16 protein-coding genes and 2 pseudogenes are annotated in these 20648 nt (G+C 71.6%); 9 read left to right on the forward strand and 9 right to left on the reverse strand.

The window, feature by feature from the left end; translation table 11 throughout:
* Nucleotides 1–1284 carry an RNA polymerase sigma factor gene (locus JSY13_RS02440; RefSeq protein ID WP_259607417.1) on the forward strand — a complete coding sequence of 428 codons (1284 nt, stop codon included), beginning with the start codon at nt 1–3 and terminating at the stop codon, nt 1282–1284.
* Between the two features lie 8 nt (nt 1285–1292).
* On the opposite strand, the gene JSY13_RS02445 is transcribed toward JSY13_RS02440, so the two are convergent.
* Nucleotides 1293–1565 (reverse strand): GlsB/YeaQ/YmgE family stress response membrane protein, encoded by a 273-nt coding sequence (locus JSY13_RS02445; protein ID WP_259607418.1) that lies wholly within the window; start codon nt 1563–1565, stop codon nt 1293–1295.
* 222 nt (nt 1566–1787) lie between these two features.
* Complete coding sequence (locus JSY13_RS02450; protein ID WP_259607419.1) at nt 1788–2687, reverse strand: Bax inhibitor-1/YccA family protein; 900 nt, start codon at nt 2685–2687, stop codon at nt 1788–1790.
* A gap of 87 nt (nt 2688–2774) precedes the next feature.
* On the opposite strand from JSY13_RS02450, the gene JSY13_RS02455 reads away from it, so the two are divergent.
* The gene (locus JSY13_RS02455) at nt 2775–3764 is read left to right on the forward strand and encodes a glycerophosphodiester phosphodiesterase family protein (RefSeq protein WP_259607420.1); all 990 of its coding nucleotides are present in this window, start codon (nt 2775–2777) and stop codon (nt 3762–3764) included.
* Nucleotides 3765–3832: 68 nt separating this feature from the next.
* On the opposite strand, the gene JSY13_RS02460 is transcribed toward JSY13_RS02455, so the two are convergent.
* The gene (locus JSY13_RS02460; protein ID WP_259607421.1) at nt 3833–4234 is read right to left on the reverse strand and encodes a pyridoxamine 5'-phosphate oxidase family protein; all 402 of its coding nucleotides are present in this window, start codon (nt 4232–4234) and stop codon (nt 3833–3835) included.
* A 196-nt stretch (nt 4235–4430) separates the two neighbouring features.
* Between JSY13_RS02460 and JSY13_RS02465 the strand changes: the two genes are divergently transcribed.
* Nucleotides 4431–6887 (forward strand): ATP-dependent helicase, encoded by a 2457-nt coding sequence (locus JSY13_RS02465; RefSeq protein ID WP_259607422.1) that lies wholly within the window; start codon nt 4431–4433, stop codon nt 6885–6887.
* Between the two features lie 383 nt (nt 6888–7270).
* On the forward strand, nt 7271–8449 hold the full coding sequence (locus JSY13_RS02470; protein ID WP_259607423.1) for an SseB family protein: 1179 nt from the start codon (nt 7271–7273) through the stop codon (nt 8447–8449).
* 37 nt (nt 8450–8486) lie between these two features.
* Here JSY13_RS02470 and JSY13_RS02475 read toward each other — a convergent pair.
* Nucleotides 8487–9617, reverse strand: a pseudogene (locus JSY13_RS02475) (aminotransferase class III-fold pyridoxal phosphate-dependent enzyme); the annotation flags it as partial.
* Nucleotides 9618–9806: 189 nt separating this feature from the next.
* On the opposite strand from JSY13_RS02475, the gene ligD reads away from it, so the two are divergent.
* Nucleotides 9807–10874 (forward strand): non-homologous end-joining DNA ligase, encoded by a 1068-nt coding sequence (ligD, locus tag JSY13_RS02480; protein ID WP_259607424.1) that lies wholly within the window; start codon nt 9807–9809, stop codon nt 10872–10874.
* Nucleotides 10875–11176: 302 nt separating this feature from the next.
* On the opposite strand, the gene JSY13_RS02485 is transcribed toward ligD, so the two are convergent.
* Nucleotides 11177–12217, reverse strand: coding sequence for an ATP-dependent DNA ligase (locus tag JSY13_RS02485; protein ID WP_259607425.1), 1041 nt, complete (start codon nt 12215–12217; stop codon nt 11177–11179).
* Nucleotides 12218–12340: 123 nt separating this feature from the next.
* Nucleotides 12341–13792 (reverse strand): phytoene desaturase family protein, encoded by a 1452-nt coding sequence (locus JSY13_RS02490; protein ID WP_259607426.1) that lies wholly within the window; start codon nt 13790–13792, stop codon nt 12341–12343.
* A gap of 112 nt (nt 13793–13904) precedes the next feature.
* Here JSY13_RS02490 and JSY13_RS02495 point away from each other — a divergent pair, with 112 nt between their 5' ends.
* Both JSY13_RS02495 and JSY13_RS02500 read left to right on the forward strand, forming a co-directional pair.
* Nucleotides 13905–14402, forward strand: a complete 498-nt coding sequence (locus JSY13_RS02495) for a hypothetical protein (RefSeq protein WP_259607427.1) — start codon at nt 13905–13907, stop codon at nt 14400–14402.
* Nucleotides 14403–14539: 137 nt separating this feature from the next.
* Nucleotides 14540–14935 (forward strand): DoxX family protein, encoded by a 396-nt coding sequence (locus JSY13_RS02500; protein WP_259607428.1) that lies wholly within the window; start codon nt 14540–14542, stop codon nt 14933–14935.
* Nucleotides 14936–14949: 14 nt separating this feature from the next.
* Here the strand turns inward: JSY13_RS02500 and JSY13_RS02505 are convergent, their stop codons facing one another.
* The gene (locus JSY13_RS02505) at nt 14950–16551 is read right to left on the reverse strand and encodes an inorganic phosphate transporter (protein WP_259607429.1); all 1602 of its coding nucleotides are present in this window, start codon (nt 16549–16551) and stop codon (nt 14950–14952) included.
* A 204-nt stretch (nt 16552–16755) separates the two neighbouring features.
* On the opposite strand from JSY13_RS02505, the pseudogene JSY13_RS02510 reads away from it, so the two are divergent.
* A pseudogene (locus JSY13_RS02510) lies at nt 16756–17154 on the forward strand (Na+/H+ antiporter NhaA); the annotation flags it as partial.
* Between the two features lie 105 nt (nt 17155–17259).
* On the opposite strand, the gene JSY13_RS02515 reads toward JSY13_RS02510, so the two are convergent.
* Nucleotides 17260–18609 carry an acyl-CoA dehydrogenase family protein gene (locus JSY13_RS02515; RefSeq protein ID WP_259607430.1) on the reverse strand — a complete coding sequence of 450 codons (1350 nt, stop codon included), beginning with the start codon at nt 18607–18609 and terminating at the stop codon, nt 17260–17262.
* A 67-nt stretch (nt 18610–18676) separates the two neighbouring features.
* On the reverse strand, nt 18677–19348 hold the full coding sequence (locus JSY13_RS02520) for a TetR/AcrR family transcriptional regulator (protein ID WP_259607431.1): 672 nt from the start codon (nt 19346–19348) through the stop codon (nt 18677–18679).
* Between the two features lie 132 nt (nt 19349–19480).
* On the opposite strand from JSY13_RS02520, the gene sucC reads away from it, so the two are divergent.
* Nucleotides 19481–20644 carry an ADP-forming succinate--CoA ligase subunit beta gene (sucC, locus tag JSY13_RS02525; RefSeq protein WP_259607432.1) on the forward strand — a complete coding sequence of 388 codons (1164 nt, stop codon included), beginning with the start codon at nt 19481–19483 and terminating at the stop codon, nt 20642–20644.
* Nucleotides 20645–20648 lie beyond the last annotated feature (4 nt).

The following is a 20648-nucleotide window of genomic DNA, read 5'->3' on the forward strand; positions in this document are numbered from 1 at the left end:
ATGTCCCCCGACGAGGCGGCGCGCCCCGCGGCATCCGGTCCGGGTTTCGCGGAGCGCGCCGTCGCGGCCGTGTGGCGCATCGAGTCGGCGAAGATCGTCGCGACCCTGACCCGCACCGTCGGCGACTTCGGCCTCGCCGAGGACCTCGCGCAGGAGGCGCTCGTGGACGCCCTGCAGCAGTGGCCGGCGGAGGGCGTGCCGCGCAACCCCGCCGCGTGGCTCACCGCGGTCGCGAAGCGCAAGGCGATCGACGCCTGGCGCCGGCGCGAGCGTCACGACGAGCGCCTCGCCGTGCTCGCGCACGACCTCGAGCGCGAGCAGGCGGAGGCGACGGATGCTGCGCCGTGGGATCCGGATGCCGTGGACGACGACGTCCTCCGCCTCATCTTCATCGCCTGCCACCCCGTGCTCTCGCGTGAGGCGCAGGTCGCGCTGACGCTGCGAGTGGTGGGCGGTCTCACCAGCGAGGAGATCGGCCGGGCCTTCCTGGTGCCGGTCGCGACGGTGCAGCAGCGCATCGTCCGGGCGAAGAAGACGCTCGGCGCCGCCCGCGCGCCGTTCGAACTGCCCCCGCGCGAAGAGTTCCCGAAGCGGCTGAGCGCGGTGCTCTCGGTGCTGTACCTGATCTTCAACGAGGCGCACGCCGCCAGCAGCGGCGAGGAGTGGATGCGGCCGGACCTCGCCCGGGAGGCGATCCGGCTGACCCGGGTGCTGGCGGGCCTGGTCCCGCGGGAGCCCGAGGTGCACGGCCTGCTCGCGCTGATGGAGATCACCGCGGCGCGCTTCCCGGCACGGACGGATGCCAACGGCGACCCCGTCCTGCTGGCCGACCAGGACCGCACCCGCTGGGACCGCGGCGCGATCGCTCGTGGCCGGGCGGCGCTGGCGCGGGCCGATGCCCTGGGCCGGGGGCGCGGCGGCTACGCCCTGCAGGCCTCGATCGCGGAATGCCACGCGGTGGCCGCATCCGTCGAGGACACCGACTGGGACCGCATCGTCATCCTCTACGAGGCACTGGGGCGGCTCACGCCGTCACCGGTGATCGACCTGAACCGGGCCGCGGCGGTGGCGATGGCCACCGGCCCGGCATCCGCTCTCCGCATCGTCGACGAGATCGTCACCGGCGGAAAGCTGCGCGGCTACCACCTGCTGCCGGCGACGCGCGGGGAGCTGCTGCTGCGGCTGGGACGGGTGGATGAGGCCCGCACAGAGTTCGCGGCCGCTGCCCGACTGGCGGGCAACGACCGCGAACGTGCTCTGCTCGAGCTCAAGGCCCGAGGCTGACGGCCGGGTCAGGCGCGGCTGCGATCTCCGCGTCCGACGATGAGGCCGTAGATCAGCAGGACGACGATCGAACCGCCGATCGCAAGCAGCCAGGTCTGCAGGCTCCAGAACTCCTCGAGGGGCGCGTTGAAGAGCACAGAGCCCAGCCATCCGCCGAGGAGTGCGCCGACGACGCCGAGCAGAAGCGTGACGATCCATCCGCCGCCCTGCTTGCCGGGCAGGATCAGTTTTGCGATCGCACCGGCGATGAGGCCGAGGAGGAGAAAAGCGAGGAATCCCATGGGAGTCTCCGTTCTGTTCCGCAGACGACGGGTTGTCGTCCCGGCTCTCAGGATGCCCGTGGCGGGCCCTCGCGGCGTAGGCCCTTGCGCTGAGCCCGTCCGTTGTGCCAGAGTGCGGCGCCGGTGCGCGTCCGAGGATCCCTGGCGCGCAGCGAAAAGGCGGCCGCCCTCCGGGGAGAGCGGCCGCCTTTCGTGAAGCGGTAGGTCCGTCGAAGCGGTGTGTCAGTCGTTGCCGCGCAGGATGGCGATGATGCGCAGGATCTCGACGTAAAGCCAGACCACGGTGACCATGATGCCGAACGCGCCCAGCCAGCCGTACACGCGCGGAGCACCGTTGCGCACGCCCTGCTGGATCTGGTCGAAGTCCATCACCAGCGAGTACGCCGCCATGAACACGACGAGGACGCCGATGATCAGGCCGAGCGGGATGCCCGCGACCTCCATGCTGTGCAGCCCGAACGCGGCGTCCTGCGGGAGCACGTTCGTCCACATCAGGATGAGGTTCAGCACCGAGAAGGCGAGGTAGCCGAACATCGCGATCATGACGATCTTCGTCATCTTCGCGGAGGCGCGGATCTTGCCGCTCGCGAACAGGGCGAGGGTCACGCCGACGACGGCGACGGTGGCCAGGGTGGCCTGCATCACGACGCCGGGCCAGATGAACTCGAAGAAGGCCGAGATGGCGCCGACGAAGAGGCCCTCGAACGCCGCGTACGCCCAGATCAGGCCGGGGCGGACCTTCTTGCGCGAGGTGAAGGTGATGACCATGGCGAGCACGAAGCCGCCGAGGGCGCCCACCATCCACGGCAGCAGGTTCGGCTGCCCGGTGGTCATCGCGCTGGACGCGGTCCACACCCAGCCGATGGCCGCGGTGGCGAGGAGGATGCCGAACAGGCCCGCGGTCTTCCAGACGGTGTCCTCGACCGTCATCCGGTCGGTCTCGATGGCACCCGCCGGCGGGGCGGCGTACATGCCCTCGAGCTGCGCGTTCACCGCCGCATCCGTCGCCGCGTGCTGGAACGAGGCGGTCTGCGCGCCCGCCTGCGGCCCACCCGGGTACGTCGCGACGTTGCGCGGATCCTGCTGCTGGAACGCCGGGTTGTTGAATGCGAAGTTGCTCATGGTGGCCTCTACTCCCGAGGGATCGGTCAACGCTTTCTTCAACGATACCCGCTTGGGGTTCGCAGGGGGGTGCTTTACGCTGTGAGCGTGCCCAGGAGATCCCCGCTCGTCATCGGTCATCGCGGGGCGCCGGGATACCGCCCGGAGCACAGCCGGTCCTCGTACGAGCTGGCCCTGGCGATGGGGGTGGATGCGGTCGAGCCGGACATCGTCGCCAGCAAGGACGGCGTCCTCGTCGTCCGGCACGAGAACGAGATCTCCGGCACCACGGACGTCGCCCACCGGCCCGAGTTCGCCGACCGGCGCACCACGAAGAAGGTGGACGGCGTCGCGCTGACCGGGTGGTTCACCGAGGACTTCACCTGGGCCGAGCTCTCCACCCTGCGCAGCCGGGAGCGGCTGCCGAAGCTGCGCGCCTCGAGCGCCAGCTTCGACGACACCCAGCCGGTGCTGCGGCTGACCGACGTGCTCGACCTGGTGCGCCGCGGATCGCAGGAGCACGGTCGCGAGATCGGCGTCGTGCTCGAGATCAAGCACGCCACCTACTTCGAGCGGATCGGGCTCGACCTCGTGCCGATGATCGAACGCGACCTGCGGGCGACGGGCTGGGCGGACGGCGAGCTCCCGCTCATCGTCGAGGCGTTCGAGTCCACGGTGCTGCACCGGCTGCGCGAGCGCGGCATCGCCGCCTCGTACGTGTACCTCGTCGAGGCCACCGGGCGCCCCTTCGACATGGTCGCCGCGCTCGGCCGCGCCGCGCCCGCGTACCGCGACGCGGTGACGCCGCAGGGCCTGGACGAGCTCGCCGGCTCGGTCGACGGGATCAGCGTCAACAAGCGGATGCTGCTCGCGAAGGGCAGCACGATCGCCGCCGATGCGCACGCCCGCGGCCTGCGGGTGTTCACGTGGACCTGCCGGCCCGAGAACGCGTTCCTCGCCCCGGAGTTCCGCAGCACCGGGAAGAAGTCGGCGTTCGGGGACTACGAGGCGGAGTGGGCGGCCATCGCCAGGGCGGGCGTGGACGGGGTGTTCGTGGACCACCCGGATCTCGGGGTCGCGTTCTTCCGCGGGGAGTGACCGGGCGGAGGCGGCGGCAGGGTCGAGGGTCCGCGCGGCCGCGGGGAGGGACGCGCGCGGCGGCGGCGTCAGCGGCGCGGGCGCTGCACCCGGCGGCCGGACACCAGCTCCGGCCGCAGCCGCAGCGCCAGCGACCTCTCGCCGCCGGCCCAGGGCTGCACGCGACGCGTGCCGGGGACGGCCGCCAGCTCCTCGTCCGACATCACGGTGACCGGGCCGTTCAGCAGCACGCTCCAGCCGCCGCCGCTCAGGTCGTCGTGATGGTCGATCTCGAACGCGACGAGCTCGGTGCTGTCGGGCAGTTCGCTGATCGGCCCCTCCGGCGAGGTCCGCACGACGATGTCATGGCCGTCGAGGAGGAAGTTCACCGGGATCACATGCACCCGGCCCTCATGGACGAAGCCCAGCCGGCCCACGGTCGTGGTGCCCAGCAGCTCGATGCACTGCTGCTCGCTCAGCTCGGTGATCATCGCGGCACCTCCTTCGGTCTCTGCGATCGTACCCCTCCCGTCCGGGCTCGGGGTCGGGCCCGGGGTCGGGGTCGGCCCCGGGGCCGGGGTCGGCAGCCGGGGCGGGGTCGGCAGCCGGGGCGGGGACCGGCGCCCGGCACCAGGCCGATGCACGCCGAGCCTCGACGTCCGAAGCCCGGCCTAGACTCGTGAGGACATGATCGACGCGCCCCTCACCGTTCCCGCATCCGCCCCGTCGCAGGGCGGCGACCCGCTTCTCGCCGGGCTCAACCCCCAACAGCTCGAGGCGGTCACCTACCGCGGCAAGGCGCTGCTCATCGTCGCCGGCGCCGGGTCGGGCAAGACCAGCGTGCTCACCCGGCGGATCGCGCTGCTGCTGCGACAGCGCGAGGCGTGGCCGAGTCAGATCCTGGCGATCACCTTCACCAACAAGGCCGCGGGCGAGATGCGCGAGCGCGTCGAGGCGCTGGTCGGGGATTCCGCGCGCGGCATGTGGATCTCCACCTTCCACTCCGCCTGCGTGCGGATCCTGCGGCGCGAGGCCGAGCAGTTCGGCTTCACCCGCTCCTTCACGATCTACGACTCCGGCGACTCGCGGGCGCTGCTGAAGCGTCTGGTCAAGGAGCACGAGGGGGATGCGTACGGCCTCACCCCGGCATCCGTGCAGGGGCGCATCTCGAAGCTCAAGAACGAGTTGACGGATGCCGAGGGGCACGCGCGTCAGGCGAACCTGAGCGACCCGGCGGAGCGCATCTTCACGGAGATCTTCAGCGACTACCAGCGGGCGCTGCAGAAGGCGAACGCCTTCGACTTCGACGACCTGATCGCGCAGACGGTGTTCCTGTTCCGGGCGTTCCCGCACGTCGCGGACACCTACCGGCGCCGATTCCGGCACATCCTCGTCGACGAGTACCAGGACACCAACCACGCCCAGTACGCCCTGATCCACGAGCTCACCCGCCCGGTGTCGGGGGCATCCTCGGCCGCACCCGAGCCGTATGCCATGAACGGCATGATGATCTTCGAGCCGGAGCCGTCCGGTGCCGAGCCGGGCGGACCCGAGGACGGCGCCTCGCTGACCGTCGTCGGCGACTCCGACCAGTCCATCTACGCCTTCCGCGGGGCGGACATCCGCAACATCACCGAGTTCGAGCGCGACTTCCCGGGCGCGAAGGTGGTGCTGCTGGAGCAGAACTACCGGTCCACGCAGAACATCCTCTCCGCGGCGAACGCCGTGATCGGGCACAACTTCGACCGCAAGGCGAAGAACCTGTGGAGCGATAAGGGCCCGGGCGAGAAGATCGTCGGCTTCACCGGGTACTCGCAGCACGACGAGGCGCAGTTCGTCGCGGACGAGATCGAGGCGCTGCACCGCGCCGGGATGCCGTACTCGGAGATGGCGGCGTTCTACCGCACCAACTCGCAGTCCCGCGCACTGGAGGAGATCTTCATCCGCGCCGCCGTGCCGTACAAGATCATGGGCGGCACGAAGTTCTACGAGCGTGCCGAGATCAAGGACGCGCTGGCCTATCTCGTCGCGGTGGCGAACCCGGCCGACGACATGGCGGTGCGTCGCATCCTGAACAAGCCGCGCCGAGGCATCGGCGAGGTCACCGAGACGGCGATCGCGCGATTCGCGGAGGAGCACGGCATCAGCTTCCGTCAGGCGCTGGCGCATCCGGGTGAGCTGGGCGTCGGCCCCAAGCTGCAGGCGGCCATCGCCCAGCTGGACGCGGTGCTCACCGAGGCCGCTGCCGTGATGACGCCGGCATCCGGGGAGGTGCCTCCGGCGACGGCGGTCGCCGAAGGGCTCACCCTGCTGCTGTCCAAGAGCGGGTACTTCGACGCGCTGCGTGCCAGCCGCGACCCGCAGGACGAGGCGCGGCTGGAGAACCTCGACGAATTCGTCGCCGTCGCGCGCGACTTCGCCCGCAACAACCCGGACGGTGCGCTCGTGGACTTCCTCACCGACGTCGCGCTCGTATCGGATGCCGATGACCTCGACGACGCGTCCGGGGCGGTGTCGCTGATGACGATGCACACCGCGAAGGGCCTGGAGTACGACGCGGTGTTCGTCACCGGCGTCGAGGAGGACCTCATCCCGCACCGGATCTCCGCCGGCGAACCGGGCGGGCCGCAGGAGGAGCGCCGGCTGTTCTACGTCGGCATCACGCGAGCGCGCAAGCGCCTGCACCTGTCGCTGGCGATGACCCGGGCGCAGTTCGGCGAGGTGTCGGTGGCGATGCCGAGCCGGTTCCTGCAGGAGATCCCGGCCGAGCTGATCGACTGGCGGCAGTCCCCCGAGGACGTCAATTCCCGCGGCGGCATGCAGTCCCGCGCGCTGAACGCGCGACGGCCCGGCGGCGGCTTCGGATCCGGCGGCGACCGTTTCGGCGCGAAGCCGCTGCCGAAGAGCGAGCTCAAGCCGCTGTCGACCGCGATGGACAAGTTCGCGAACAAGGTCACCTCGAAGGTGCGCGACAACGGCGACCTGGAGCTGGCCGCCGGCGACCGCATCCGGCACGACGACTTCGGAGAGGGACGCGTCGAGGCGGTCACCGGTGACGGAGCCAAGCGCATCGCACACGTGCGGTTCGACACCGCGGGCCAGAAGAAGCTCCTCATCAAGATCGCCCCGATCGTCAAGCTCTGACCGGGGTGGGGCGTTTCGTCTCGCTGCGCTCGCTCAACGACCGGGGGCGGCCTTCTTTCCGGTCGTTGAGCGGGGAGCGCAGCGACGAGACGAACCTTTCCGGTCGTTGAGCGAGGACGGCGAAGCCGACCGAGACGAAACGCTCTGCCTCGTCGGGGCGTTTCGTCTCGCTGCGCTCGCTCAACGACCGGGGGCGGCCTTCTTTCCGGTCGTTGAGCGAGGACGGCGAAGCCGACCGAGACGAAACGCTCTGCCTCGTCGGGGCGTTTCGTCTCGCTGCGCTCGCTCAACGACCAGGGGGAGAGGGGGCGCTTGCCTCTGGTGGGGCGTTTCGTCTCGCTGCGCTCGCTCAACGACCAGGGTCGCCGGTTAGGCTGGCACATATGGCCCTGTTCTCCCGCCGCAAGAAGCCGGCCGACACCGCCGTCGAGCCGCTCGCCGAGGAAGCCGTCGAGACCGAGGCATCGGGTCCCCCCGACCGCGCCGACTCGGCCGCCGCCGAGACCGCTCCGGCGGAGCCCGTCCCCGAGGTGAACATCACGGTGCAGGCCTTCCGCGGCGTCGGCGCTGAGGCCGGGCCTGAGGTCCGCCTGCCCGAGCAGCCGGCTTCCGACACGAGCGTTGCCGCAGGGGCATCCGGAACCACGGCGCAGACCGCGCCCCCGGCATCCGCCCCCACCGCACCCACGGCATCCGCCGCCGCGAACACTCCGCAGGCACCCCCGAAGCTGCCCCTCGCACCCGCCCAGCCGCCCGCGCAGACTCGCACCGTCGAGGGGCTCAACGACAACGTCCTCCTGCGCGAGGCGCTCGCCCAGCTGGAGGAGGGCGCGACGAACGAGCAGCTGCTCGGCGTGCTGCGCCAGTCGCTGCAAGGGCACCTGTACCTGCGCGTGCACGGCGACGCGCGGCAGCAGATCAGTGAAGGCAAGCCGCTCTCGGTCGGCGTGGTCCGCGACGGCGAGCGGTCGTTCATGCTCGCGTACAGTTCCGGCGCCGCACTGCGGGCATCCGTGCAGGGCGATGCCGAGGCGGCGAACACGTCGGCGATCGCCCAGCCGGTGACCTCGGTGTACCAGCAGGTGGTCAAGGGCGGTTTCACCGGCCTCATCATCGACAACAGCTCCGCCCCGCACCGCGCCGTCTTCCCCACCGAGCTGCTGCAGAAGACCCTGGAGCAGGGCGACGAGCAGATGACGCTGAAGACCGTGCTCGCCGCGCCCCGGCAGCCGGACTCGGTGTCCCGCGTGGCGGAGGCGCTGGCCCGCAGCCGCACCTGGGTCGCCGTCAACGACGGAGCCAACGGCCAAGCCGTCGGCATCGCCGAGGCGCGCACCGCCGACGGGCGCCGCTACCTGCAGGTGTTCTCGCACCCGCTCGAGGTGGTCGCCCTCGGACGCGGCGACCGTCCGATGCCGTTCGCGCCCGAGCAGCTGGCGAAGGTGCTGCGCAGCCACGAGGAGATCGCCGGGGTGATCGTCGACGTCGCCGGCCCGTCCATCGCGGTGGACCGCGACGCCCTCGCGCCGCTGCTCGTCCTCGCGGTCGACGTCGGCGACTGAGACCGACCCCCCGGACACTCGGCCGCCGACGCCCGGATCAGAGCGTGAAGCGCGTGAGCGCGTCCGCGATGATCCTGATGCCGCGTCGGGCATCCTCCTCCGTCACGACCGCGGGCGGCACCACATGGATGCGGTTGTCAGCGGTGAACGGCAGCAGGCCGTGTGCGATGAGATCCGACTTCAGGCGTCCCATCTGCGCCGGCGTCAGCGGCGTGCGCTCCGCCCGGTCGCTGACCAACTCGATGGCCCAGAACACCCCGCTCCCGCGCACCTCGCCGACGAGGGGCTGCGATTCGGCGAGCTCGGCCAGCGCCGGCCCGATCACCTCGGCGCCGATGCGCTTCGCGCCCTCGACGATGCCCTCCTCGCGCATCGCGTCGATCGTCGCGACGATCGACGCCGCGGCGAGCGGATGCCCGGAGTAGGTGAGCCCGCCGGGGAAGACCCGCTCGTCGAAGTGGTGCGCGATCGGGTCGGAGATGACGACGCCCCCGACCGGGACGTAGCCGGAGTTGACGCCCTTGACGAAGGTGATGAGGTCGGGTCGCACGTCGAAGGCGTCGAAGGCGAACCACTCGCCCGTACGGCCGAACCCGGCCATCACCTCGTCGAGGATCAGCACGATGCCGTAGCGGTCGCAGATCTCGCGCACGCCGGGGAGGTAGCCGGGCGGCGGGGTCAGGATGCCGGCCGTGCCCGGGATGGTCTCCAGGAGCAGCGCGGCGATGGTCTCCGCACCCTCGAGCTGGATGACCCGCTCCAGGTGGTGCAGGGCGCGGGCGCACTCCTCCTCCGGGGTGGACGCCCAGAACTCCGAGCGGTACAGATACGGACCGAAGAAGTGCACGTGCCCACGGGCGTACTCGTTGGGGATGCGCCGCCAGTCGCCGGTCGCGACGATCGCCGCCCCGGTGTTGCCGTGGTAGGAGCGGTACCGGGACAGCACCTTGTCCCGCCCGGTGTACAGGCGGGCCATCCGGATGGCGTTCTCGACGGCATCCGCACCGCCGTTCGTGAAGAACACCTTCTCGAAGCCGGCGCCCGCGAGCTCCAGGATGCGCTCGGCCGCCTGCGCGCGCGTCTCGTTCGCCACGGCCGGACCGATCGTGGCGAGGGTGGCGGCCTGCTCCTGGATCGCCGCCACGACCTTCGGATGCTGGTACCCGATGGCTCCTCAGGGGTCGGGCGCGGATGGGGCAACGCTAGAACCCGGGGCCGCGCGCCGGCGTCGAGGATTTGTCGGATGCCGCAGCGCTCGCTCGACAGTCTGTCCAGAGGTGCTCGGGGGATCGCCGGCGAGCCGGTGCGGATCGAGGGAGGCTGTCGCGCGGGGCATCCGTCGTTCTAGGGTCGGAACATGGCCTCCGAGCGCATCACGCTGACCGTGTCCGACCCCGACGGGGAGCGCGACGTCGTGCTGTCCAGCCCGAACCGGGTGGTCTGGCCGCCCGCCGAGGGCGCCGGCGACGGCATCACCAAGGCGGAGTACGCGGAGTACGCCCAGCAGGTCGCCGGTCCCTTCCTCGCCGCGAACGGCAACCGGCCGGTGTCTCTGGAGCGGTTCCGGGACGGCATCGAGGGCGAGGGGTTCTTCTCGAAGAATCCGCCGAAGGGCACGCCGGACTACGTCGACGCCGTGACGGTCACGTACAACAGCGGCCGCCGGCATCCGCAGATCGTGCTCAACCGGCCGAGCGCGCTGGTCTGGGCGGTGCAGATGAACACGATCGTGTTCCACCCCTGGGCGTCCAGGGCGGACGACACCGACAACCCGGTCGAGCTGCGCATCGACCTCGACCCGCAGCCGGGGACGGGCATCGCGCAGGCGATCCCGGCGGCGCACGAGCTGCGCGCCGTGCTGCGCGAGGCGGGGCTGGAGCCGTTCATCAAGACCAGCGGCAACCGCGGGCTGCACGTGTTCTGCCCGATCGTGCCGGAGTGGGAGTTCCTCACGGTGCGGCACGCGGTGATCGCCGCCGGGCGGGAGCTGGAGCGGCGGATGCCGGACCGGGTCACGACCAGCTGGTGGAAGGAGGAGCGCGGGGAGCGGATCTTCGTCGACTTCAACCAGGCCAACCGCGACCGGACGATGGCCGGGGCGTACAGCCCGCGCGCCCTGCCCGGCGCCCCGGTGTCGACGCCGATCCACTGGGAGGAGCTCGACGACGTCGATCCGCGCCTCTTCACGGTGCTCACGGTGCCGCAGCGGCTCGCCGATGTCGGCGACCCGTGGGAGCGGATGCAGGAGAACCCGGGCCGCATCGACACGCTGCTGGAGTGGTGGGAGCGGGACGTCGAGAACGGGCTGGGCGAGATGCCGTTTCCGCCGGAGTTCCCGAAGATGCCCGGGGAGCCCCCGCGCGTGCAGCCGAGCAAGAAGGTCGCCGAGAACTGGGACGCCGAGGGCAACCGCATCGAGGACTGACCGCCGCCCCCGGCCCCGGCTTCACGGCCCCTGGGGCTCCGGTTTCCCGGCCCGCGGGGCCCGGGCTTCACGGGCCGCGGGGCCTCCGGCCCCTGGACCCGCGGCGGCCTGGCCCGCTGTGCCTCTCCTGGGGACCAGTGCCGTGCGGGCGGAACGACCGGCGCGGAACCACCGACGCGGGGCGGTGGGCGGCCGGGCGACGGCTCGCGGGCCGGGCGACGGAGGGCGAGCGCAGCGGGGGCCGAGCGACGGGGCGGGGCGCGGGCGACGGGGCGGGGTGCGGAGTCGGCGCCGGGCGCGGGTCAGGTGAGGACGTCGGCGAGGTCGTAGCCGGCGACCGTGTCGAGCTGGTCGAAGGTGCAGGAGCGGGCATCCCGATCGGGGCGCCAGCGCTCGAACTGCACGGTGTGCCGGAACCGCATCCCCTCGAGCTGGTCGTACCGCACCTCGAGCACCCGCTCGGGGCGCAGCCGCACGAACGAGACGTCCTTCGCGCCGGTGAACCGCGAGCGCTCGCCCTCCCCGGTGACCGCGCGCCCCTCGGCATCCCGCTCCACGAGGGGATCCAGCTCCTCGACGAGCCGCTGGCGCATGGCGTCGCTCCACGCCGCCACGCCGCCCACCTGGTGCAGCACCCCGTCCTGCCCGTACAGGCCGACGAGCAGCGAGCCGACACCCGACCCGCTCTTGTGCACCCGGTAGCCCAGCGCGACCACGTCCGCGGTGCGCGCGTGCTTCACCTTGATCAGGGTGCGCTTACCGGGGGCATACGGCTGGTCCAGCGGCTTCGCGACGACGCCGTCGAGCCCGGCGCCCTCGAACTCGGCGAGCCAGCGGCCGGCGAGATCCGGGTCCTCGGTCGTACGCGTCAGGTGCAGCGGATGCCGGGCGCCGGCGAGCAGCGCCTCCAGCCGGTCGCGGCGCTCGCGGAAGGGCCGGTCGTGGAGGAGCTCGTCGCCGTCGGCGAGGAGGTCGAAGGCGATGAACATCGCGGGCGTCTCGGCGGCGAGCTTGCGCACGCGGGACTCGGCCGGATGGATCCGCTGGCTGAGCGCCTCCCAGTCCAGCCGCTGCCGCCCCGGCTCGCCGGTGGCGACGACGATCTCCCCGTCGAGCAGGCACGGTCCGGGCAGGATCTCGGTCAGGCTCGCCACCAGCTCCGGGAAGTACCGGGTCAGCGGCTTCGCGCCCCGGGATCCGATCTCCAGGCGCTCGCCGTCCCAGGCGACCAGCCCGCGGAATCCGTCCCACTTCGGCTCGTACAGCAGCCCGCCCGCGAACTTCGCCGGATCGGGGACCGTGGTCGCGGCCTTGGCAAGCATGGGTGCCGGGATGTCGTACATGGCTCCATCCTGAGCCACTGGGCGACCCCGCACCACCCGCCACATTGTGTCGTGAGCTGCGGGTCGGAGCTCGGCCGACCGGCACTTCGGGACACAATGTGGCGCGAACGGCGGGTCGGGAGGTCAGCGGAACAGGTCCGCCAGCGACGCCGGCGTGCCGGCATCCCGCAGCGCCGCCTGCGCGGCGAGCCAGCCGGCCATGCCGTTCACCCCGGGCCCGGGAGGCGTCGCGGCCGAGGCGAGGTACACGCCCCGCATCGGGGTGCGCCACGGCGTGGGGGACAGGATCGGACGCCGGGCGGCCTGCAGCATGGTGAAGGTCCCGCCGAGGATGTCTCCGCCGATCTCCGCCGGGTTCACGGCTTCCCGCGCGGATGCGGGGATCGCGTGCGCGGCGAGCACCCGCTGCCGGAACCCCGGGGCGAACCGCTCCACCTGCCGGGTGATCAGCTCGGTGACGTCCAGCGTCGAATCCGCCGGAACGTGGATGTACGCCCACAGCACGCTCGTGCCCTCGGGGGAGCGGCTCGGGTCGAGCACCGACGGCTGCACCGCCAGCACGTACGGGCGCTCGCTCACGCGCCCCCGCGCCACGGCGTTCTCGCTGTCCCAGATCTCCTCGCGCGTGCCGCCGATGTGCACGGTCGGCGACCGGGCGACGAGCGGGTTCGCCCACGGGATCGGCCCGTCCACCGCGAAGTCCACCTTCGCCGCCGCCGGTCCGTAGCGGTACGACCGCAGGGCCCGCGCGTACCGGGCGGGAACGTCCGGGTGGGTCAGGGCGAGCCGCGGCGTGCTGTTGAGCATCAGCAGATCGCCGCGCGCCGGATCGCCCCAGTCCAGCTCGCCCAGGTCGCGCACGTGCACCCCGGTGCGGATGCGGCCGCCGTGCTCCTCCAGGTCCTGCTGCAGGGCATCCGCGATGCGCTGCGAGCCGCCGCGGGGATACGCCCAGCCGCCCGCGTGGGCGTGCGCGGCCAGCAGCAGGCCGGCCGCGGCGCCGCTCAGCGACGGCAGCGGCCGGTTCGCGTGCGCCATCACCCCGGCCAGCAGCGCCGCCCCCTCCGCGGTGCGGAACACGCGCGCCGCGAGCGCGGTGCCCTGCTCGGCGACGCGGAGCGCGTAGCGCAGAGCGGTGAGCGGATGCCCGGGGATCCGCAGCAGCGCGTGCCCGGTGAAGTCCGCGACGCCCTCGATGCGACGCGCGAGCGGGCGCAGCAGCGCGCGCCACTCCCGGGCATCCGGTCCGAGCGCCTCCGCGGTGCGCTCGAGGTCCTGCCAGGCCACGGCCGCGCGGCCGCCGTCGAGCGGATGCGCGTACGAGATCTCCGGCCGCACCCAGTCGATCCGCTCCGCGATGCCGAAGGCCTGGAAGAACGGGGAGGCGAGGGTGGCCGGATGCACCGCCGAGCACACGTCGTGGTGGAATCCGGGGAGCGGGCCCTCGAGCGTGCGCACCCCGCCGCCGATCGTAGCGGCGGCCTCCAGCACCTCGACGTCGTAGCCCGCGCGCGCCAGGCTCACAGCCGCGGCGAGCCCGTTGGGTCCGCTGCCGATCACCGTCGCGCGTGCCATGTCCCCCAGTGTGTCACGCTCGGATGCGGGGGCGGATGCCGGGTTCGCGGGCGGATGCCGGGCGCTCAGCGCCCGGTGCGACGGGCGCTCCGGCCGTGCGATCCTGGAGGGGATGAACGAAGTCCAGGGCCCCACCCCCGCCGGAACCTCCCGCCCCTACCGATCCCTCGCCGAGGCGCTCCGCGCGCATCGCGTGCCCGAGGAGAACCACGAGTTCATCGCGGCGATCGTCGACGCCGTCGGCGTCACCACCTTCATCGACCGCGGCCGCTACATCGAGGCGATCCGCCGCGGGGAGGGCGCGCCCCTGCACATCGGGAAGACCTACACCAACGGCTTCACCGAGGACGAGCGCATCACCGTCGGCGGCGCCCCACTGCGCCTGCAGCCCAGCGAGGGCCGGGCGCCGTACTTCTACGTCGCGCATCCGAGCACGTACCCGGCATCGCCGGCCCGTCCGAAGCGGACCGCCGGCGCCCGCGCGGCATCCGCGTCGAAGCCGGCCGAGCCGCGCACCCCGCGGATCCCGAAGCCGGTGGAGCGCGACTACGGCGTCTGCGGCGTCTGTTTCATGGTGCGCAACGCCGCCGGCAACTGCGGCTGCGACTGACTCCCCGGCCGCCCGGCCCGACCGGCCGCCCGGCCCGGGTCTGCACCGGTTTCGAATCGCGTGATCGGCTGCCGAACGGCCCGGAACACAGCAGATCAAGCGATTCGGCCCGCGCGGGCTGGGATGATGGAGGGAGCATGGACCTCTTCCTCGTCATCCAGTGGGTGGTGCGCGCCCTCCTCGCGATCGTCTTCGTCGGCATGGGCGTGCTGCACCTCGTGCCGCGCGTGCGCAACAGGATGACGGCGATGATCCCGCCGGGCCTGCGCGGCACGGGCGTCCTCTCCCCCGTGAGCCTCGTGACCGTCTCCGGCGTCGCCGAGATCATCGGTGGCCTCGGCCTGCTCGTGCCCGTCCCCGAGGTGCGGTTCGCAGCCGGCGTGTGGCTCATCGCGCTGCTCATCGCGGTGTTCCCCGCGAACGCCTACGTCGCGCGCGATCCCGAGCGCTTCGGGAGGGTCGCGGTGCCGCTCGTGCCGCGCGTCATCGGCCAGGTCGTGCTCGGCGCGCTCGTGCTCGTCGCGGCCATCTGACCCTGCCTGGCCGCTCAGATGCCGAGCACGAGCGGCAGCACGACGACGCCGAGCGCGCCGATGGCCGCGGCGGCTGGCAGCGTGATGACCCACGCGAGCCCGATCGGCCGCATGAGCCGCCAGTTCGCTGCGCCGTTCACGAGGCCGACCCCGAGCACCGCGCCGATGAGGATGTGCGTGCTCGAGACGGGCAGGCCCAGGAGGCTCGCGGCCATGACGACGCCGGCGGCGGAGAGCTCCGCGGCGAACCCGGAGGCCGGGTGCATCTTCGTCAGGCCCTCGCCGACGGTCTTGATGACCGCGCGCCCGATGAACCACAGCCCCACCACGAGCGCGATGCCGAACGCCAGCATCGCCTGCGGCGGCACAGGAGCCTCTGCATCGATCTCACCGGACTGCAGCACGTCGAGCACGGCCGCGAACGGGCCGATGGCGTTCGCGATGTCGTTCGAGCCGTGGCTGAACGCGAAGGCGCATGCCGTGAACACCTGCATCCAGCTGAACAGCAGGAACGTCGAGCGCTCGAGGTCGCGATGCTTGAGGGTCCTGGCGAAGATGAACACGGCGAGCCACACCGCGGCGCCGATCATCGCGATGATGAGGAACGTGCCGGCGGAGTCGATGTCGAGGTGCAGCGCCTTGAACATGAGCATCGACGTGATGACGATCGCGCCGAACGCGGCGAGCAAGGGCACGCCGGTCTCGAGCGCCCGGTGCGCGTCGATCGCGCTCGCCTCGCGATCGAGCGCGTACCGCTCCTTGAAGTACTCCGACTCGAGCTCGTCGGGGTCGACGTCATCGCCCCACGCGGCGGCGTCCCGAGCCATGGCGTTCGTGTACGCGAGCTGCTGCACCTCCGAGAGTCGCTCGAATCGCGTGCGATGCGATGTGCGGTGCTCGATCCTCCGCTGCTTGATCTCGCGCATGCGCTGGTCGGCTCGCTCGTTGTAGACGAGGATGAAGCGCTTGATGCCGCCGAAGAGCAGCCACGCGACGGCACCGCCGAGCACGGGCGAGAGCACCCACGAGATCGCGATCTGGCCGATCTGATCCCATTGCACCATCTCGAACCCGCCGGTGCCGGTCAGGAAGCCGGTCGTGACGGCGGCGCCGACGATGCCGCCGATGATCGAGTGCGTCGTCGACACGGGCCAGCCCATGCGCGTCGCGATGAGCAGCCAGACGGCGGCGCCGAGCAGCGCCGACATCATGATGACGACGAAGTCCATGGGGTCGATCGCGACGCCAGACAGGTCGACGATGCCGCTGCGGACCGTATCGGTGACCTCGCCGCCGGCGATCACGGCGCCGCCGACCTCGAACACGGCAGCCACCATGAGCGCCTGCTTCATCGACAGCGTGCCTGCACCGACGCTCGTGCCGAACGAGTTCGCGACGTCGTTGCCGCCGATGTTGAAGGCCATGAAGAGGCCGAATCCGATGGCGGTGACGAGCACGAGTCGATTGGCGCCCTCGTCCACGACGCCGAACGACCACAGCACGAACACCGTGAGCGTGATGGCCAGGATGAGGCCGAACGCGACGTGCCACCAGCGGTCGTCGCCCAGGAATCGACGCTCGGAGCGTTGCACGGTCGTGGTCTTGTCGGTCGACATGGCGCCTCTCATGTCCGGGTTCCGTCGTGGGAGCGAACCTACCGCACGGCGGCGAGGCATGGGTGTCCCCGAGGTGACTGGCCGACGTCGAGACGGTGAACGGCCCCTCGGTCGTCTCGCCACGTGCGGCTAGGCTGGAGGCGGTGCGCCGGGAAGCCTGGTCGGCCACGAGCGAATCCGCTCGTGCGATGACGAGGAGACCCCATGCCCATCCGCCGCGCCACCCGTAGGATCGCCGCCCTCGCCCGCGAGGAGACGACCGGCGGCGTGCTGCTCATCGTCGCCGCCGCGCTCGCACTCGCGTTGGCCAACTCGCCGCTCGCCGAGGCGTACGGCGCGCTCGCCGGCACGCACCTCGGCCCCGAGGCGCTGCACCTCGACCTGAGCGTCGCGCACTGGGCCTCCGACGGCCTGCTCGCGATCTTCTTCCTCGTCATCGGCGTCGAGCTCAAGCATGAGCTCACGGTCGGCTCGCTGCGCCGTCCCCGCGAGGCGGCGGTGCCGATCGTGGCGGCGGTCGGCGGCATGCTCGTGCCAGCGATGGTGTTCGTCGGCATCGTGCTCGCGACCGGCGACGCCGCGGCGCTCCACGGCTGGGCGATCCCCACCGCGACCGACATCGCGTTCGCGCTCGGCATCCTCGCGGTGTTCGGCAGAGGCCTGCGCGATTCGAAAGCTGTGGGGACCGGTACAGAACGGGCGAAGTGGTCAGGCGAACGCGCTCATGCCGGTGATGTCGCGGCCGAGCAGCAGGGCCTGGATGCTCTCCGTGCCCTCGTAGGTGTGGATGGCCTCGATGTCGGCCATGTGCTGCATCACGCCGTTCTCCAGCAGGATGCCGTTCCCGCCGAGCAGATCCCGGGCGACCGCGGCGATGCGGCGGGCGGCACGGGTGTTGTGGAACTTCGCCAGCGAGGCCTGCGTCGGACGCAGCTCGCCCGCGGACTCGAGATCGGCCAGGCGCCGGCAGTACAGCTGCATCGCGGTGAGGTCCTCGAGCATATGCGTGAGGCGCTCCTGCACCATCTGGAACTTCGCGAGCGGCTTGCCGAACTGCACCCGCTGCAGCGCGTAGGACAGCGCCGCCTCGTAGCAGGCGGTGGCGTGTCCCAGCGCCGACCACGCCACACCGGAGCGGGTGGCGTAGAGCACGGTGGACGCGTCCTTGAAGCTGCGGGTGCCCGGCAGCACGGCATCCGCCGGCACGCGGACGTCGTCGAGGCGGATGCGGGCCTGATGGATGCCGCGCAGGGACCCCTTCCCCTCGATCACCGTGCCCTGATAGCCCGGGGCGTCCTGCTCGACGAGGAAGCACCGCACGGCGCCGTGGTCCTCCGTGCCCTCGTCGTCGACGCGCGCCCACACCAGCGTGATGCCGCCGGATGCCCCGTTGCCGATCCACTTCTTCGCGCCGCGGATCACCCATTCGAAGGCCCCGTCCGTCGCGGACCCAGAGCCGGTCGCGGACCCTGAGCCGGTCGCGGACCCTGAGCCGGTCGCGGACCCAGAGCCGGACCCTGAGCTTGTCGAAGGGTCACGGCGGGCGGTCGTCTCCAGCGAGACGGAGTCGGAGCCGTGATCCGGCTCGGTGAGCGCGAAGGCCGCCAGCACCGAGGCATCCGCCACCGGCTTCAGCCAGCGCTCCTGCTGCGCGGGGCTGCCGAAGAGGGCGAGCGTGCGCAGCGCGAGACCGCCCTGCACCGCGAGGATCGTGCCGAGGGAGCCGTCGCCGCGGGAGAGCTCCATGTTCACCAGGCCGGCGGCGAGCGGCGAGAGCTTCGTCAGCGCGGGATGGTCGATGCCGTCGGTCACCAGATCGTACGCGCCGAGCCGGCGCGCCGCCTCGAGCGGATACTCCGCCCGGTCCCAGGCATCCCGCATCATCGGCGCCACCTCGGCGACGTACGCGCGTGCCCGCGCCCACACCGCGCGGTCGGCCTCGGGGATGTCGGCGAAGACGGCGTAGTAGTCGGTGTCACGCGGGTCTGTCACGTCGTACCGCTCGACCGTCTCCCCGGGGAAGACGGGCTCGCCGGGGAAGGGGGCTGCGCTGCTCATGAGGGCACTCTACCCGCATCCCGGACCGAGTCTCACATTCCCCGAGACCCGGTGTCACACGATGCCGTCAGTGCTGCTCCGGCGTGAGCTGCGCCTGCACGCGCCGCGACATCTCCGCGACCGGCATCGCGCGCGGGAACACGGCCACCACGATGTCGTCCGGAGACGGCTCGGCCGGCTCGGGCAGCACGCCGTAGCGGCGGCGGACGTCGTCGAGCGCGCTGCGCAGCGCCGACACCGGCACGCGCTTGCCGCGCAGCAGCTGCCGCAGGATGTGGTTGTGCACCGCCGTGACGAGCGCCGAGAAGCCGACGGCGTCGATCGGCGCGATGCCGGGCAGCGCCGTGCGCAGGTACTCGTCGAACAGGCGCTCGTACTGGAACACCGTGACGATCTCGCGCTCGCGTAGCACCGGCACCTCGCGCACGATCTGGTAGCGGCGCCGCGCCATCTCCGGGTCGCGGGCGAAGTGCGCGAACACGTGCTCGGATGCCTCGCACACCGCCGCCCACGGATCGTCGTGCGGTTCGGCGAGGAACGCGCGCAGCTCGTCGATGAGCGCCTCGTGATCGGCGAAGACCACGTCCTCCTTGCCGCCGAACTGTCGGAAGAACGTCGAGCGCGAGACGCCCGCGGCCTTCGCGATCTGCTCGACCGAGGTCTGCTCGAATCCCTGACGGGCGAACAGCTCGAGGGCGGCCGCGACGACGCCGGTGCGGAGCTGAGCCGGTTGCTGCATACCGGAAGCCTAGACCGCCCGTCGGGCCGCGCGTGAGAGCGGTAGTAGGCTGGGGAACCGGGTCGAATCACATCGACGCCCGACAGAACCTGTCGCGTCCCGGAAGTCGCAACCAGCGAAGGACTGCACACTGTGGATCTCTACGAGTACCAGGCACGAGACCTTTTCGAGAAGTACGGAGTGCCGGTGCTCGCCGGCATCGTCGCCGACACCCCGGAGGAGGTGAAGGCAGCGGCCGAGAAGCTCGGCGGCGTCGTGGTGGTCAAGGCGCAGGTGAAGACCGGAGGCCGCGGCAAGGCGGGCGGCGTCAAGGTCGCCAAGACCCCCGACGAGGCGTACGAGGCCGCGAAGGCGATCCTCGGGCTCGACATCAAGGGCCACATCGTCAAGCGCGTGATGGTCGCCGCCGGTGCCCGCATCGACAAGGAGTTCTACTTCTCGGTGCTGCTGGACCGCGCCAACCGCTCCTACCTCAGCCTGTGCTCCGTCGAGGGCGGCATGGAGATCGAGCAGCTCGCCGTCGAGAAGCCCGAGGCCCTGGCCCGCATCGAGGTCGACCCGCTGAAGGGCATCGACAAGGCGAAGGCTCTTGAGATCGCGAAGGCAGCGAACTTCCCCGAGGAGCTCGTCGAGAAGGTCGCGGACGTGTTCGTCACACTCTACGAGGTCTACAAGGGCGAGGACGCGACCCTGGTCGAGGTGAACCCGCTCGTCCTCACCGAGGAGGGCGAGGTGATCGCTCTCGATGGCAAGGTGTCGCTCGACGCCAACGCCGACTTCCGCCACCCCAGCCACGAGCTTCTGGAGGACAAGGACGCCGCCGACCCGCTCGAGGCGAAGGCGAAGGAGAACGACCTCAACTACGTCAAGCTCGACGGTGAGGTCGGCGTCATCGGCAACGGCGCGGGCCTGGTCATGTCGACCCTCGACGTCGTCGCCTACGCCGGTGAGAACCACGGCGGCGTGAAGCCGGCGAACTTCCTCGACATCGGCGGCGGCGCCTCGGCCGAGGTCATGGCCGCAGGCCTCGACGTCATCCTCGGCGACCCGCAGGTCAAGAGCGTGTTCGTGAACGTGTTCGGCGGCATCACCGCGTGCGACGCGGTCGCCAAGGGCATCGTCGGCGCGCTGGCCGAGCTCGGCTCCGCCGCGACCAAGCCGCTCGTCGTCCGCCTGGACGGCAACAAGGTGGAGGAGGGCCGCGCCATCCTGCGCGAGGCCAACCACCCCCTCGTCACCCTGGCCACCACGATGGACGAGGGCGCCGACAAGGCCGCCGAGCTCGCCAACGCCTGACCCG

This window comes from Microbacterium neungamense, assembly GCF_024971095.1.
GTDB classification, from domain to species: domain Bacteria; phylum Actinomycetota; class Actinomycetes; order Actinomycetales; family Microbacteriaceae; genus Microbacterium; species Microbacterium neungamense.

What these genes read in the sequence shown, in the direction of transcription:
- JSY13_RS02445 (WP_259607418.1), bottom strand. Translation starts at nt 1,565, where the DNA reads ATGGGATTCCTCGCTTTTCTCCTCCTCGGCCTCATCGCCGGTGCGATC.
- JSY13_RS02485 (WP_259607425.1), bottom strand. Translation starts at nt 12,217, where the DNA reads ATGTACGACATCCCGGCACCCATGCTTGCCAAGGCCGCGACCACGGTC.
- ligD (WP_259607424.1), top strand. Translation starts at nt 9,807, where the DNA reads ATGGCCTCCGAGCGCATCACGCTGACCGTGTCCGACCCCGACGGGGAG.
- JSY13_RS02520 (WP_259607431.1), bottom strand. Translation starts at nt 19,348, where the DNA reads ATGCAGCAACCGGCTCAGCTCCGCACCGGCGTCGTCGCGGCCGCCCTC.
- JSY13_RS02465 (WP_259607422.1), top strand. Translation starts at nt 4,431, where the DNA reads ATGATCGACGCGCCCCTCACCGTTCCCGCATCCGCCCCGTCGCAGGGC.
- JSY13_RS02495 (WP_259607427.1), top strand. Translation starts at nt 13,905, where the DNA reads ATGAACGAAGTCCAGGGCCCCACCCCCGCCGGAACCTCCCGCCCCTAC.
- JSY13_RS02460 (WP_259607421.1), bottom strand. Translation starts at nt 4,234, where the DNA reads ATGATCACCGAGCTGAGCGAGCAGCAGTGCATCGAGCTGCTGGGCACC.
- JSY13_RS02470 (WP_259607423.1), top strand. Translation starts at nt 7,271, where the DNA reads ATGGCCCTGTTCTCCCGCCGCAAGAAGCCGGCCGACACCGCCGTCGAG.
- JSY13_RS02500 (WP_259607428.1), top strand. Translation starts at nt 14,540, where the DNA reads ATGGACCTCTTCCTCGTCATCCAGTGGGTGGTGCGCGCCCTCCTCGCG.
- JSY13_RS02450 (WP_259607419.1), bottom strand. Translation starts at nt 2,687, where the DNA reads ATGAGCAACTTCGCATTCAACAACCCGGCGTTCCAGCAGCAGGATCCG.
- JSY13_RS02490 (WP_259607426.1), bottom strand. Translation starts at nt 13,792, where the DNA reads ATGGCACGCGCGACGGTGATCGGCAGCGGACCCAACGGGCTCGCCGCG.
- JSY13_RS02515 (WP_259607430.1), bottom strand. Translation starts at nt 18,609, where the DNA reads ATGAGCAGCGCAGCCCCCTTCCCCGGCGAGCCCGTCTTCCCCGGGGAG.
- JSY13_RS02440 (WP_259607417.1), top strand. Translation starts at nt 1, where the DNA reads ATGTCCCCCGACGAGGCGGCGCGCCCCGCGGCATCCGGTCCGGGTTTC.
- JSY13_RS02505 (WP_259607429.1), bottom strand. Translation starts at nt 16,551, where the DNA reads ATGTCGACCGACAAGACCACGACCGTGCAACGCTCCGAGCGTCGATTC.